We start from the raw sequence: 13,122 nt of genomic DNA, 5'->3' as shown, positions 1-13,122 counted from the left end.
GTGTTTCGCTCCTCAAACGTCATATGTCCCCGCCACATTTCGCCGTTCCTTCGCGCAGGAGCAAGGTGGCTCCACCAGACTCGTATTCGCGTAGTCCATGTGCGCCATTGTCTTAATCAATTTCCATGATGTAGGGCAAATTCCTACATTAGCACCACTCAATGAATGGCGACTGCGCCGAAAGGATCTCGATATGGCATCTCCCTCAAGCGTGATAACACTTGGAACAGCCGGTGGGCCGATGCAAAACCCGCAACGGGCGCAGCCGGCACATGTGTTGATGAACGGCGAAAATCCCATTCTCATCGATTGTGGTGAAGGCGCCATGGGGCAGCTCAAACGGGCCGGGATCGAATTTCGCGATGTGCATCACATCTTTCTGACGCATCACCATTTTGATCATATCGGAAGCCTGTATGCGTGCCTCGGCTTGAACATGATGACGCAGCGCCGCTCGCCACTGACGATCTACGGCCCCCCCGGTACCAAATCCATCGTCGACGGTCTCTGTGCCGCTTGCGACGTGCCCAATGCCATCGGGTTCGGTGTACCCGGGCAACAACTGCCGCACCCAAGAGACTTCGTGGCGGTCACCGAGATCTCCCCCGGAGACGAGATCAACATTGGCGATCTCAAAATGACCTGCTGTGAGAACACCCACTATCGGTCCGAGGACGAATTCGGTCAGGAGGGATACCTTTCGCTCTCCTTGCGCTTCGATTTGCCAGACAGGTCGGTTGTGTTCACGGGGGACACAGGGCCCTGCAAGGCTGTTGAAGTATTGGCGAAGGACGCAGATCTGATCGTTGGCGAAATGATGGATCTGGACATCACGATGGGTCGTGTTCGGGCGCTGAACCCACAGATGCCGGAAGAGCGCCTCTCAATGATCAAGGATCATCTCTCGAAGCATCACATCAACGCTGAAGACTTGGCGCAATTGGCCAAAGCCGCGGGTGCAAGCGAGGTCGTTGCGGTCCATTTCCCTCCGGGAATTGCAACGCCAGATAAGGCTTCAGGCTACGTCGAACGTGTTGGCGCGATCTTTTCGGGCAAATTCTCCATCGGCCAAGACCTCGCAGAATACTGATCCGAAAGCCCGTCCGAAGAGTATTGGGCGGGCAACACACAAAAAAACACCCGCCAAATCGGCGGGTGTTTTTCGTTTCTCTGGTGCCGACTTTAGTTTGGCGTGATCACGACTTCTACGATTCCCTCGTCGATGAGGGTGATCTCGTTGGTTCCCTCGGTATGTCCGATATCGTAGCGGTTCAGCAGCACAGTGCCGCCGCCGGTCGAGATATCGAACACGCCGGAGATGACCGTATCGCCTTCGGTGTAGTCGCCCTTGGCATAAAAGCGCAGGGTGTTGCCAAAGATGAACATGTCTGCAGACGCTGTTTCACCACCAGCAATCAAAACACCCGGAGGACCAGAGGTTCCAAGAACGGGTCCGGCAACGCCGTCGCCAATCTTTCCGTTCAACGGGCGCGGATCGCCCTCCAGGATTGTATTGAGGTAATCCTCTGTAAACGAGCCGTCCTCGTTGAAGAGGAACGGCGCGGCGGCCACGGCGTCCAACACGATCAAGGGCGCCATCACCTGACCCTCGGGCATGTTGTTCGTCACCGTCACGTTGTAGTCTTGCGCAAACGCCGGCGCGGCGCCGAGCACCGCCATCATTGTCGCCGCATAGAAAGTCTTCATTCTGATCTCCTCCACTGTCGGGAATGCGATTGCCGAAATCATGCCGGCACGGGCGCCTCCCTCCCATTTCGTCCGTGAACAATAGGGTGGTGCGGGGTATTCCAAAAACGGAATTCAGCAATACCTTTCATTGAAGCCGTGAATGTAGGTTGGAGGTTAATCGGCGCTAGGTTGCAGCTCGTATTGACGAGACCGATCCGAGGCATTCAATCAATTCAATACCGAAACGGATGATCCGCACGTACATTGCGCTTAGTCAACAGGCCACCGGTGGCCTCATTGTCATTTTTGGGAGGAAATAATGCGCAACAAGTTAACTGCCCTGTGTCTCGCGAGCGCGACTGCTCTGACGCCACTTGGGGCCTCGGCCGAAAACCTCGTCTTCGGTACCGGCAACGTGGTGATTCACCCGATCAACGAGCGTATCATGACGCCGTGGGCCGAAAAGGTGAACGCGGAAGCGAATGGCGCCGTGGAAATCACAGTGCGCCATGGTCAGATGCTGGTGAATGCCGGCAACTTCGTCGACCGGGTTCAGGACGACGTGGTTCAGATCGCATTCGGTATGTTGGTGTTCAACCCGGGTCGCTTCCCGCGCTCGCTGGTGTCCACTGTCCCATTCCTGGAAGGGTCGGCCGAAGCCAATGCAATGGCCTTCTGCACACTGTACGAAGCCGGCGCATTCGATGAAGAGCTGGCTGAATTCCAGCCCCTGTTCTTCGTACCGTTCCCCCAGTCGTCTGCACATTTGAACGAGTCTGCGATCACCACGATGTCGGACCTCGAAGGCAAGAAGATCATGGTCGGGAGCCCGATTGCATCAGACGTGGTCTCGGCTTTCGGTGGCACGCCTCTGTCGATCATTCTGCCGGAACAGTACCAAGCGCTTCAGCGCGGCACTGCCGATGGCAATTTCATGACCTTTACTGCGTTCCCGGCATTCCGGCTGGACGAGGTCACGACCGACCACATGACAGTGCCTCTCGGCGGTGCCACAGGCATGGTGTTCATGGATCGTGCCCGCTACGACGCGCTTCCCGATGATGCACGCGCCGTTCTGGAAGCGAACTCCGGCTGCGACCTCACTCGGGAAGTGGGCGCTACCGTCGATCAGTGGGAGGCCGAATCAGCCGCATACGTCGAGGCGAGCGGCGGCCATACGATCAACGCCATCGATCCGGCCGAGCTCGAGGCAATGCGAAACGACATTGGCGAGAGCATCTTCGCAGCTTTCGGCGAGCGCGCACCCGACGGAGTGGCCCTTCTCGAACAATGGCGCGAAGCACTCGACGCCGCCCGTCGGGAGATCGGCGAAATCGAATAACGCGCACTCGATCCAACAACAAAAAGCCGACCGGACATCGTCCGGTCGGCTTTCTTTTTGGCTCGTCTCCAACCCTGTCTACATCGTCGAGGGTAACCAAAGGGCGAGCGCAGGAAATGCTACGAGAATGATGATCTTGGCGAAGTCGGCGATGATAAAGGGCACGACCCCCCGCATGACCGTTCCCAGACGGACCTCCGGATCAATACTCTTGATGATGAACAGGTTCATTCCGAAGGGTGGGGTAATCATGCCGATCTCAACGACAACCAACATCAGAATGCCCCAAAACAGCATGTCATAGCCGAGGTCCAGGATGATCGGCGTAACGACGGGCAGCGTGATGATCATCACGCCAAAGCTGTCCATGATGGACCCAAGCAAAAGATAGATCACGATCAAGAGCGCGAGGATGAAGAGCGGGCGTGCATCAATGCTCGCGATCCAAGCGCTGACCATATCGGGCGCACCGCCTAGGTTGATGAAGAAGGCAAACATCAACCCGCCAAAGATCAGTGCATAGATCATTGCCGTGGTTGCCGTGGTCTCTGCGAACACCTGTAGGATGGTGGCCCGAGTGAGCCGTCCGCGCATCCACGCAAGAACGAAGGCGCTGATTGCACCTACGGCGGCACTCTCCGTGGCGGTGAACAAGCCGCCGTAGAGCCCGCCAATGACGATGGTAAACATGAGCACGACGGGAAAAGAACCGCGAAGCGCTGGGCCAAAATCGGCGAGGCTCGCATGGTCAGCCTCGGGAACGGCACTCGGCGTCATCCGCACAACGGCAAAAACCGCACCAAAGTAGAGTAGAATCGCCAGCACGGCTGGAATCATCGCGGCCACGAACAAGTCACCGATGGAGGTTTCCGTGAGCAGCGCAAACAGAATGATGACACCAGATGGCGGCACCAAGGCACCCAAGGTGCCGCCGGCTGCGACACTCGCAGTTGAAAGGGTGGGCGCGTAGCCCGCCTGTTTCATTGCTGGCAGAGCCATCCGGCCGAATGTGGCAGAAGTCGCGATAGAATTGCCGGACACGGCTCCAAAGCCGGCGCATCCCGCGATGGTCGCATATGCAAGACCACCGCGAAAACGACCCAACAGTGCCTGACCAAGCCGGAACAGATCGTCCGAAACTCCCGCCGCGACCGAGAATGCTCCCATGATGAGGAACATGGGCAAGGTGGCCACCTGATCGTTGCGCAGGAAATCGGCAGCATCCCCCGCGAAGGTGTTCATTGACGCATTCGATCCGACAAAGGCAATCGTGCCGCCCACGCCGATCAAGGCAGTAACGGTGGCAAGAGGGAGTTGGATCAACACTGCCAACCAAAGCAGCGCAAAGCCGACAAGCGCCGCTGTGCCGGGGTGCAGCATCACATAGGTCGAATAGCTGTCGAAATCCAACAAGGACCAGAGCGCGATAGCCCCGACAAGCACGACAAACGCAGCAACCAATAACCATACGATTGGATGTGAACGCTCTGCTCCCCGCTCATCAAGGGCATCGAGCAGATCGTCGATCGTGTTGAATATCTGGACGATCGCGGCGGCAGCCATAGCCAGAGCAATGGCAAAGTAAGTCGGGGCCAGTGGGAGTTGCAACAGCGCCGACGCCCTCCCCTGACCCTGATACCGTATCGCCAATCCCCACAAACGCCATGCAAGCATTGCGAAGAACACAAAGAGCATGATGGAACCAGCCACCTTCAGCCACGCCGTCAGGCGGGGGCCGGTGTGATGGGCCAAGAGATCGATCTTGAGATTGACACGATTTGCCGCTCCGGCGGGGAGCGTCAACGCAATCGCGATGGCGAAAATAGTCGACATGATTTCGTTCAGGGCAAAAACGGAAACCCCAAAGAGCCATCGTCCCAGCACATCGACGACGATGGTTAGAGCTCCGAGAAGAGCCGCGCTGATCGAAATGATAGAGATCACCCCGGTGATATGTTTGACCCAGACGAATCGCCCTGATCCAAGTCCCTTTGCCTGCTCCATGTCGATGTCTCCCCCCGTTGAAATGTCGTTAGGTGCTCAGAATCGCCACAGGCCTGCACCAGCCCGCGGAGCCATTTGCAACTTTGACCGGCAATGCGATGACCTCGAAGCCGCTACCGGGAAGCTGGTCGAGATTGGCCAGCTTCTCCATGTGACAGTAGACGCTGTCGGCCCCGGCCTTGTGGCCCTCCCAAAAGATCGACCAGTCCCCGGTTTCCCGGGCGCGGGCGGCTTGGGTCATCAACGGTGGATCCCAACTCCAACCGTCGGTGCCGCAGACGCGGACACCACGCTCCGTAAGATACAAGGTGGCCTCCCGACCCATTCCGCATCCTGTGCCAACGTAATCGGGCTGGCCGTATCGGGCACCAGCGGCTGTGTTCACCAGCACGATATCGCCCGGCTGCAAGCTATGTCCGATCCGTTGCAGCTCCGCCTCGACTTCCGCGGCCGAAATCGTGTGTCCATTCGGGCGATCTCTGAAGTCGAGTTTGACGCCCGGCCCAAAACACCATTCGAGCGGAATCTCATCAATCGTGATCGCCCGTTCGCCGCCATTCATGGTCGGATGGTAGTGCCACGGGGCGTCCATATGCGTCCCGTTGTGAGTGGTGATTTCACAACGCTCTACCGCAGCGCCGGCGTTGTCGCGCAAAGCGCCTTCGGGCAAGTCGAACATGGAGGAGAATTCTTTCGCTCCCGCGGTGTGATCAACATAGGTGATCTGAGGTCCCAGACCCGGAGGGTCGGACTGAACTTTGTCGGTCAAACTGACCGCGAGGTCGATGATCTTGCGTGGCATGGTGCCTCCCCCTGGTTCCGTAGTCTCGGACTACGCCCGTCCCAACCCCTCGATCTCAATCTGGGCAAAGACCTGGCCGTCGTCCACAGTAAGCGGAAGAGACTGCAGAGATTGACCCAGACAAGGGCCGATCACACACTCTCCATCTTCAATTCGAAACAAGGCACCATGGGCCGAGCACATGATGCGATCTCTTGATCCGTTCAGAAATTCGTCTTTCTTCCACCCCAAAGGGGCGCGGTCGTAATGGGGGCAGTTGTTGATGTATCCAAATACCTGCCCGCCTCGCCTGACCAGCAAGGCCTGATCGCGGCCACGCTGGTTGGGGAGAACGCCCTTGCTCCCTCCATCAGGAATGTCGGCCAAGGCGCAAAGATGCGTCGCCATTCCCGGCGTCGTTACCCCTTGCCCGGAGGCGGGCCACCGGGCGCCCATTTTTCGATATTCTCGAACAGGAAGAGCTGCGCGGCCTCCTTGTCCATCGGAACCTCCCGCTCGACCCATTCGCCATCGTGGAGATCCATATCGGCATCATACTCGATGTGAGTGCCAAGCGGCGAGTTGAAATACCAGAACCAGTTCGAGCCAAACTTGTGGCGGCCGGGGCCCCAAAAGCTTTCATAGCCCTTCTTCACCATGCGTGAACCGGCGAGCATCAACTCGGTCGGGCCCTGCATGTGGAATGCCAGATGCTCGATCCCCTGCATATAGGGCGGGGTCTGGATCATGAAGAGCACGTGGTGATCGTGGTTAGCCTGTGGGCGCAGGAAGGGGCCGGTGTTGGTGAATTTATCGGTGATCACGAAACCGAGGCGTTTGATGTAGAAATTCGCCATTACGTCCATATCGGGCACGAAATAGACGATATGGCTCAGCGTGCGCGGCTTGGCTTCCGCATCTTGATTTGCCGCAACCTCATTGAGACCACGGCCCGGCTTTGCGCCTGGCGAATTGATAAGCTCGGCCGGCAAATCGAGCTGAATGCGGCGGGAAATCCGGAACCCGATCTCGAAGCCCGCGTCATCCTTGGTGCGCAACATCCCGTCTTCTGTCCGCACGACATCGCGATCCTTGGAGAGTTCGGCCTCGATTGCGTCGAGCGCGGATTGATCTTCCACGCCCCAGATCGTCAGGCGAAGAAGGCTTGCCGTCGGCAGGGCCGCAGGCAGTTCCGGATCGTCGACCGGACGGACCGTAATAGCGGTTTTGTCCAGCGCCTCAAACCGACCCTCGCCAGCATCTGTCAAACCATAGTCGGTCAAAAAAGACGTGCAGGCATCGATGTTGTCGACGCCGAAAACCAATTCATCTGGGCCAATGATGCGCATCGTGAACTCCTCCGCTATCCAGATCCAAGGTTTAGACAAAGCCGACCCATCCAGAAAATTGTAAGATTGAATGGTATGCATTGATTATCGAAATGAGCTAGGGTTTGCATAGCGCTCATAATTTGGGCGCGTGGGGGAGATAGAGGATGCGTTTCAAGAAGCTGGACCTGAACCTGCTCGTGGCTTTGGACCATATGATCGAGACGCGCTCGGTTTCGGCGGCCGCCGACAAGATGTTCATGAGCCAATCGGCTATGTCGAATGCTCTCACACGATTGAGGGACTACTTCGACGATCCCCTGCTAGTGCAGGTTGGTCGTCGGATGGAAGTAACCCCGCGCGCCGAGGCCATGCGTCCGGCGATCCGCGACATCTTAGTGCGGATCGAAGCGACAATCGACTCAAAGCCCGAGTTTCGCCCCGAGGATTCGACGCGAGTCTTCAACATACTATTGTCCGATTATAGCCTTCGAGTGCTCATGCCGACGGTCTTTCGGTTGCTGGATCGGTACAAGTCCTCAATCCGGCTCAACTTGCATGCTCAGACGGACTTGCCCCAAGTTCTGTTGGAGCGGGGTGAAATTGATCTTCTGATTACGCCAGAGCATTTTGTCTCAAACGACCACCCGACCGCTCTGTTGTACGAAGACAGATACGTCGTGGTTGCTTGGGCAAAAGGTAAGTTTGCCGATGTCACCATGGACCAGGCGACCTATCAAAGCGCGTCGCATGCGGTCATGGTACCGCCAAATGCCGCGAAATCGCTGGAGACTTCGCTTCTGACCCAATGCGGGATCGAGCGGCATATTGAAGTGCAGACCTTTTCCTTTACCAACTTGCCACACCTGATCACGGGAACGGACCGGATCGCGACGGTGCATGCCCGTTTGGCAAAGTTGCTGGCGCCGCAGGCGGAACTGGTGACTTATCCAATGCCGGCCCAACTTCCGCCGCTCCGGCAGATGCTCCAATGGCATGCCTATCGGGATAATGATCCCGGTATCATCTGGATGCGCGAACTGATGTCGCAGGCCGCGCAAGAGCTTCCGTAGATATTCACCAAAGTGATGGGCCCGATTGCGCCTTTCAATTTTCAAAATGCCTCCGCACCGCCTATTTTCGGCCAAACGGGAGGAATTCAGCATGAACGTGAAAACTGCATTGGTCGTTGGCGGCGGTATTGGTGGGCTCACAGCGGGCATCGCACTTCGCCAAAAGGGTATCGCTGTCGATATTATCGAGCGTGACCCGGACTGGACGGTCTATGGCGTCGGTATCATTCAGCAGATGAACGTCATTCGCGCAATGAACGAACTCGGCGTTTTGGAAAGCTATCTCTCTCGGGCCTACGGTTTTGACAGCACGACGCTCTTTGTGGGCCCCGGCGGCGCACAGGACGCCAAGTTCGATACCCCGAAGTTGGCCGGCCCGGACTATCCATCGAATGCGGGTATCCGCCGGACGGATCTGCAAAAGGTATTGGGCGAAGGCGCGACGAAGGCCGGGGCGAAGGTTCGTCTCGGATTGACCGTGACAGACTTCAACGACGACGGCTCCGGCGTAGACGTCACGTTTTCGGACGGGACGACCGGTCGATATGACATCGTCGTCGGCGCCGATGGCGTGTTTTCCAGCACCCGAAAGTCGATCTTTCCGGATGCTCCGCAGCCAACCTATACCGGACAGTGGGTCTGGCGCTACAACCTGCCTCGGCCGGCACATGTCGACGGGATCCATATCTTCGCGGGGCCGTTCAATGGTGGCTTCGTCCCGATGACCGAAGACTTGATGTATGTCTTCCTGCTCAGCGAGGAACCCGGCACCGAATTCCTGCCCGTCGAGGGGGCTGCCGCCGCTATGCGGGAACGGGCCAAGATGCCGCCGCCGCAAGTGGCGAGCATCCTTGATCAAATCACCAATGATGCCGGTGTCGTCGCGCGTCCGCTGGAAACCATCCTGCTCGAAGACAAGTGGCACAAGGGGCGCATCGTGTTGATCGGCGACGCCGTTCACGCCTCCACACCGCATCTGGCCCAAGGGGCCGGCATGGCTATCGAAGATGGCCTCGTCCTCGCGGATGAGCTGACAAAAGCCGCCTCCCCCGAAGAAGCCTTCGCTGCATTTCAAACCCGTCGGACACCAAGGGTGACGCATGTGGCCAAAAATTCGGTGCGGATCGGTGACATGCAGATGGGGAAAATACCTCCATTCAATGTCGGCGAGCTGACGGGTCAAACCATCGGCATGATGTGCCAACCCATCTAATCTAAAAGTCCATTCTCAATAAGGAACGCCGCTCATGGCCATGTTTGACTATTTTCCCAACTACGTCTGGAACCTGTCGGTTTCGATCGCAATGGCCAGCGGCGCGGAATTGGGAGAGATCATGGACATGTGCCAGCCTCTGCTGGCCAAAGCCGAAGCCGGCGAGGATGCCGGCACGCCGGATTTCATGCGCGAATGGATGAAGGTTGCCGACAAACTCGTCAATCTCGCGGCAGAGGACGAGGCAAAGGGGCGCCTGCTTTCAGCGGGCCCGAAGCTACAACGCGCGGCCCTCTATTACCTGACCGCAGAGCGGATGCAGGCCCATGGAAGCGAGAATCGACTGGAAACCTTCAAGAAAGGTATCGCCAACTTCCTCAAGGGCACCGAGTACGCCGGCGAAGACGTCACCCGCATGGAAATTCCATACGGGGAGCATACGATCCCGGTGCTCTACACCCGCGCGATCGGTGTCGAAGGTCCGGCCCCGGCGGTCGTCTACCTCAATGGTCTGGATAGCAACAAGGAGCTGCTTTACTGGTCGCGCCTTCCTCAAGAACTGGCCAAACGAGGCATCTCGACGCTCTGTGTCGACCAGCCGGGAACCGGTGAAAGCCTGCGCCTTCAAGGCATGCCTGCGATTTCTACGTCCGAGGACTGGGGCACGCCCGTCTATGAATGGCTCGCCGCGCGAGACGACGTGGACGCCGACCGTATCGGCATCACCGGCATTTCACTCGGCGGCTACTATGCGCCTCGCGTCTGTGCCAACGAGCCGCGCTTTGCCGCCGGTGCCGTTTGGGGGGCCAACCACAATTGGGCCGAAGTGCAGCAAAAGCGGCTCAAGCGCGAAGGTGAAAACCCCGTGCCGCACTACTGGCAGCACGTCCATTGGGTCTTCGGTGCGAAGGATATGGATGACTTCCTCGAGAAAGCAGCCGGGATGCACCTCAACGGGCAAATGGAGAAGATCAAGGTGCCGTTCCTCGTCACCCACGGGGCAGGCGACCGTCAGATCGCTCTGGAATACGCCCATCAAAGCTATGACCAGCTGGTCAACTCGCCTCGGCGTGAACTCAAGATCTTCACGGACCGTGAGGGTGGGGTGGAACATGTCGGTGCCGACAATATGAGCTTTGGCCGCAGCTATATTGCCGATTGGTTCGCAGAGACGCTCGGCGGACGACTCTCCTGATGGAATTGCCGGCGATCAGGCGCATTGTCACCGGACATGATCCGTCCGGCAAGGCTATCGCCACAGCCATTGGCCCCTTGCCGCATGTCACCCGTCCGGCCAACCAGCCGGGACTGGCGTTCCATGAGATTTGGAGCACCGACGCGATGCCGTACCCGATTGGCTTCACGGAGAGCGATCCCACAGATCGGCATCGCGAAACCGCGCCACCCGACAACGGGACAGTCATCCGCATCGTGGATATCCCGCCCGAGGGGCAGAATGGCCCAGAGTTCAACAAGGATCAGGCCAAGGCGCTCTTCGAGGCTGTCGGGCTTGGCGAGAATGCCCGGCACGTCTCCGAAGGCCGCCACCCCCTTATGCATCGCACGGAAAGCGTGGACTACGGAGTCGTGATTGCGGGCGAGATCGTCTTGGTTCTGGACGAGGACGAGGTGCTGTTGCGCCCCGGCGATGTCGTTGTCCAGCGCGGCACGATCCATGCGTGGGCCAACCGCTCGAACCAGGTTTGTCGGATGCTCTTTGTGCTCACCGACGCGAAATTCGATGAGGATCTCAAATCGGCGCAACAGTCCTGGGATGCGGCCGGGCAATGACCGGCCGGCTTCTTGTCACCGGTGCCTCGGGCTTTCTCGGCCAAGTGATCGTGGAGCAAGCCCTCGCGGACAAACGATTTTCGCATGTCATTGCTTGCGATCGCGTGCACAGTAGCAGAACGGACCCCAAGTTATCACAGATCGTCTGTGGAATTGACGAACCGGCTTTGCGCGACGCAGCAACTGACGTCGACGTCATTATTCACTTGGCAGCGATGCTCGGCGGTGCCGCCGAAGCCGACCAGACAACAGCACGTCGCGTCAACCTCGATGCAACGCTCGCATTGATCGATGCTTGCAGGCCCGGCACCAGATTTGTCTTTGCTTCGTCACTCGCGGCCCTCGGCAACTCGACCGATGATCGTGCGCCTGTAATGGTCTATGGTGCACATAAGGCGATGGTCGAGCTTGCCATTGAATCGGCAACCCGCCGCGGTGAGATCGACGGCATCTCTCTGCGCCCGGGCGGGATCGTCGCTCGGGCCGTAACGGATGCTTCGTTGAAGTCGGCCTTCCTGTCGCGATTGTTCTGGGCCTTCGCAGATGGAACGGACATCACACTTCCTGTCGCGCCAAATGCTCAGACGTGGCTTGCTTCGGTTCGGAATGTCGCGACCAATTTCATACATGGCGCAACAGCGTCGGATCTGGGGGGCTGCCGGAGCGTGACACTGCCGATGATCCGCTGCCGGTTCGATCACCTCGTTGCGGCTTTGCGCGAGTCACATCCGCAATCAAACATTTCAGTCAAGTATGCGCCGCAAGCTGATATCATGCGGCTGTTCGGCCAAGCCCAAGACCTGTCGTTCAAGGATGCGATTACGGCCGGTTTCAAAGCGGACAAAGACCTACCCTCTCTCATTCATGACGCCCTGCAATTCGGAGAAATACGATGAAACTCGCTACCTTGGACAATGGCACCACCGATGGTCGCCTGCATGTCGTGAGCCGTGACCTGAGTCGCGCAGCGCCCGCCGAAGGTGTAGAGACGATGCAGGCTCTCATGGAAAACTGGTCAACGCACGCGCCGCAACTCGAAGCGCAATATGCTGCGCTGAACGAGGGCGAAGGGCAGACGTTCGACATCGACAAGGCGCTCGCACCTCTGCCAAGGGCATGGCAATGGCTTGATGGTTCGGCCTACGAGAGCCACGGCGATCTGATGCAAAAGGTCTTCAAAATGGATCCCGTGCCAAAGGGGCGGCCGTTGATGTATCAGGGCATGTCCCACGAGTTCCTGCCCGCAACTGCCGATGTTCCTCTGCCATCCGAAGAAGATGGAATCGACTTCGAAGGAGAGTTCGGCGTGATTTGCGATGCGGTTCCCATGGGAACCGATACGAAATCCGCCATGAGCCACATTCGCCTGATCGTGCAGATCAACGACTGGTCTCTGCGGGCTGTCGCCCCGGTCGAGATGAAGACCGGTTTTGGGTGGGTGCAGGCCAAACCGGCCTGTTCCGTCGCACCTGTCGCGGTGACGCCTGACGAATTGGAGGGTGCGTGGCGCGACGGTCGCGTCGACCTGCCGTTGATCGTGAACTGGAACGGAAAGCATTTCGGGGCAGCCGAAGGCTACCACATGACGTTTGGATTCCATGATCTGATCGCACATGCGGCGCGGACCCGGAACCTTGTCGCGGGAACGATCATAGGCTCTGGGACGGTTTCGAACGAGAATTTTCGCGAGATCGGGTCTTCTTGTATCGCGGAACGCCGCGGCATCGAAATCCTCGACAACGGCGCGCCGGAAACCAGCTACATGAGCTTCGGAGATCGGGTCCGGATGGAATGTACCACACGGGATGGAGCTCCAATCTTCGGCGCAATTGACCAGAAGGTCATCGCGAGCACCTGATGATAATGCTGGTCAGCCGGTTTCGTTGGGCGCGTCCAACATA

At 58.2% G+C, this 13,122-nt stretch carries 13 protein-coding genes; 8 read left to right on the top strand and 5 right to left on the bottom strand.

Annotated elements, in window-relative coordinates; genetic code table 11:
• Window positions 1-97 precede the first annotated feature (97 nt).
• Window positions 98-1,090, top strand: a complete 993-nt coding sequence (locus tag LOM8899_RS17470) for an MBL fold metallo-hydrolase (RefSeq protein WP_245820589.1) — start codon at window positions 98-100, stop codon at window positions 1,088-1,090.
• 92 nt (window positions 1,091-1,182) lie between these two features.
• Here the strand turns inward: LOM8899_RS17470 and LOM8899_RS17465 are convergent, their stop codons facing one another.
• The gene (locus LOM8899_RS17465) at window positions 1,183-1,707 is read right to left on the bottom strand and encodes a hypothetical protein (RefSeq protein ID WP_133065063.1); all 525 of its coding nucleotides are present in this window, start codon (window positions 1,705-1,707) and stop codon (window positions 1,183-1,185) included.
• 301 nt (window positions 1,708-2,008) lie between these two features.
• Between LOM8899_RS17465 and LOM8899_RS17460 the strand changes: the two genes are divergently transcribed.
• Window positions 2,009-3,031, top strand: coding sequence for a TRAP transporter substrate-binding protein (locus LOM8899_RS17460; RefSeq protein ID WP_093993540.1), 1,023 nt, complete (start codon window positions 2,009-2,011; stop codon window positions 3,029-3,031).
• A 78-nt stretch (window positions 3,032-3,109) separates the two neighbouring features.
• On the opposite strand, the gene LOM8899_RS17455 is transcribed toward LOM8899_RS17460, so the two are convergent.
• From LOM8899_RS17455 to LOM8899_RS17440, 4 genes are read right to left on the bottom strand one after another with little or no spacing between them, the layout of a single operon-like run.
• Window positions 3,110-5,035: a TRAP transporter large permease gene (locus LOM8899_RS17455; protein ID WP_093993539.1), complete on the bottom strand. Its 1,926-nt coding sequence runs from the start codon at window positions 5,033-5,035 to the stop codon at window positions 3,110-3,112.
• Between the two features lie 28 nt (window positions 5,036-5,063).
• Window positions 5,064-5,837 carry a cyclase family protein gene (locus tag LOM8899_RS17450; protein ID WP_093993538.1) on the bottom strand — a complete coding sequence of 258 codons (774 nt, stop codon included), beginning with the start codon at window positions 5,835-5,837 and terminating at the stop codon, window positions 5,064-5,066.
• A gap of 30 nt (window positions 5,838-5,867) precedes the next feature.
• Entirely contained in the window at window positions 5,868-6,224 is a 357-nt protein-coding gene (locus tag LOM8899_RS17445; RefSeq protein WP_093993629.1) for a Rieske (2Fe-2S) protein, read from the bottom strand.
• Between the two features lie 11 nt (window positions 6,225-6,235).
• On the bottom strand, window positions 6,236-7,165 hold the full coding sequence (locus LOM8899_RS17440) for a VOC family protein (protein WP_093993628.1): 930 nt from the start codon (window positions 7,163-7,165) through the stop codon (window positions 6,236-6,238).
• A 146-nt stretch (window positions 7,166-7,311) separates the two neighbouring features.
• On the opposite strand from LOM8899_RS17440, the gene LOM8899_RS17435 reads away from it, so the two are divergent.
• The 6 genes from LOM8899_RS17435 to LOM8899_RS17410 all read left to right on the top strand — a co-directional run bounded on the left by LOM8899_RS17435 (window position 7,312) and on the right by LOM8899_RS17410 (window position 13,079).
• Window positions 7,312-8,217, top strand: a complete 906-nt coding sequence (locus tag LOM8899_RS17435; protein WP_093993537.1) for a LysR family transcriptional regulator — start codon at window positions 7,312-7,314, stop codon at window positions 8,215-8,217.
• A gap of 91 nt (window positions 8,218-8,308) precedes the next feature.
• Window positions 8,309-9,430, top strand: a complete 1,122-nt coding sequence (locus tag LOM8899_RS17430; RefSeq protein ID WP_093993627.1) for an FAD-dependent oxidoreductase — start codon at window positions 8,309-8,311, stop codon at window positions 9,428-9,430.
• Window positions 9,431-9,464: 34 nt separating this feature from the next.
• Complete coding sequence (locus LOM8899_RS17425) at window positions 9,465-10,625, top strand: alpha/beta hydrolase family protein (protein ID WP_093993536.1); 1,161 nt, start codon at window positions 9,465-9,467, stop codon at window positions 10,623-10,625.
• The gene (locus tag LOM8899_RS17420) at window positions 10,625-11,221 is read left to right on the top strand and encodes a cupin domain-containing protein (protein ID WP_093993535.1); all 597 of its coding nucleotides are present in this window, start codon (window positions 10,625-10,627) and stop codon (window positions 11,219-11,221) included. The genes LOM8899_RS17425 and LOM8899_RS17420 overlap by 1 nt, the downstream gene beginning before the upstream one ends.
• The gene (locus LOM8899_RS17415; RefSeq protein WP_093993534.1) at window positions 11,218-12,117 is read left to right on the top strand and encodes an NAD-dependent epimerase/dehydratase family protein; all 900 of its coding nucleotides are present in this window, start codon (window positions 11,218-11,220) and stop codon (window positions 12,115-12,117) included. Before LOM8899_RS17420 ends, LOM8899_RS17415 begins: the two co-directional genes overlap by 4 nt.
• Window positions 12,114-13,079 carry a fumarylacetoacetate hydrolase family protein gene (locus LOM8899_RS17410; protein ID WP_093993533.1) on the top strand — a complete coding sequence of 322 codons (966 nt, stop codon included), beginning with the start codon at window positions 12,114-12,116 and terminating at the stop codon, window positions 13,077-13,079. The genes LOM8899_RS17415 and LOM8899_RS17410 overlap by 4 nt, the downstream gene beginning before the upstream one ends.
• Window positions 13,080-13,122 lie beyond the last annotated feature (43 nt).

Origin of the sequence: Flavimaricola marinus (assembly GCF_900184895.1) — a bacterium.
GTDB lineage: Bacteria > Pseudomonadota > Alphaproteobacteria > Rhodobacterales > Rhodobacteraceae > Flavimaricola > Flavimaricola marinus.
Note: the sequence above shows the minus strand (reverse complement) of the source record. Positions and strands in the feature narration are given on the sequence as shown.

Bases quoted from the DNA above. Each gene is read 5' to 3' on its own strand.
- LOM8899_RS17415 (WP_093993534.1), top strand. From the start codon at position 11,218: ATGACCGGCCGGCTTCTTGTCACCGGTGCCTCGGGCTTTCTCGGCCAA.
- LOM8899_RS17460 (WP_093993540.1), top strand. From the start codon at position 2,009: ATGCGCAACAAGTTAACTGCCCTGTGTCTCGCGAGCGCGACTGCTCTG.
- LOM8899_RS17440 (WP_093993628.1), bottom strand. From the start codon at position 7,165: ATGCGCATCATTGGCCCAGATGAATTGGTTTTCGGCGTCGACAACATC.
- LOM8899_RS17445 (WP_093993629.1), bottom strand. From the start codon at position 6,224: ATGGCGACGCATCTTTGCGCCTTGGCCGACATTCCTGATGGAGGGAGC.
- LOM8899_RS17465 (WP_133065063.1), bottom strand. From the start codon at position 1,707: ATGAAGACTTTCTATGCGGCGACAATGATGGCGGTGCTCGGCGCCGCG.
- LOM8899_RS17430 (WP_093993627.1), top strand. From the start codon at position 8,309: ATGAACGTGAAAACTGCATTGGTCGTTGGCGGCGGTATTGGTGGGCTC.
- LOM8899_RS17455 (WP_093993539.1), bottom strand. From the start codon at position 5,035: ATGGAGCAGGCAAAGGGACTTGGATCAGGGCGATTCGTCTGGGTCAAA.
- LOM8899_RS17470 (WP_245820589.1), top strand. From the start codon at position 98: ATGTGCGCCATTGTCTTAATCAATTTCCATGATGTAGGGCAAATTCCT.
- LOM8899_RS17435 (WP_093993537.1), top strand. From the start codon at position 7,312: ATGCGTTTCAAGAAGCTGGACCTGAACCTGCTCGTGGCTTTGGACCAT.
- LOM8899_RS17410 (WP_093993533.1), top strand. From the start codon at position 12,114: ATGAAACTCGCTACCTTGGACAATGGCACCACCGATGGTCGCCTGCAT.
- LOM8899_RS17420 (WP_093993535.1), top strand. From the start codon at position 10,625: ATGGAATTGCCGGCGATCAGGCGCATTGTCACCGGACATGATCCGTCC.
- LOM8899_RS17450 (WP_093993538.1), bottom strand. From the start codon at position 5,837: ATGCCACGCAAGATCATCGACCTCGCGGTCAGTTTGACCGACAAAGTT.
- LOM8899_RS17425 (WP_093993536.1), top strand. From the start codon at position 9,465: ATGGCCATGTTTGACTATTTTCCCAACTACGTCTGGAACCTGTCGGTT.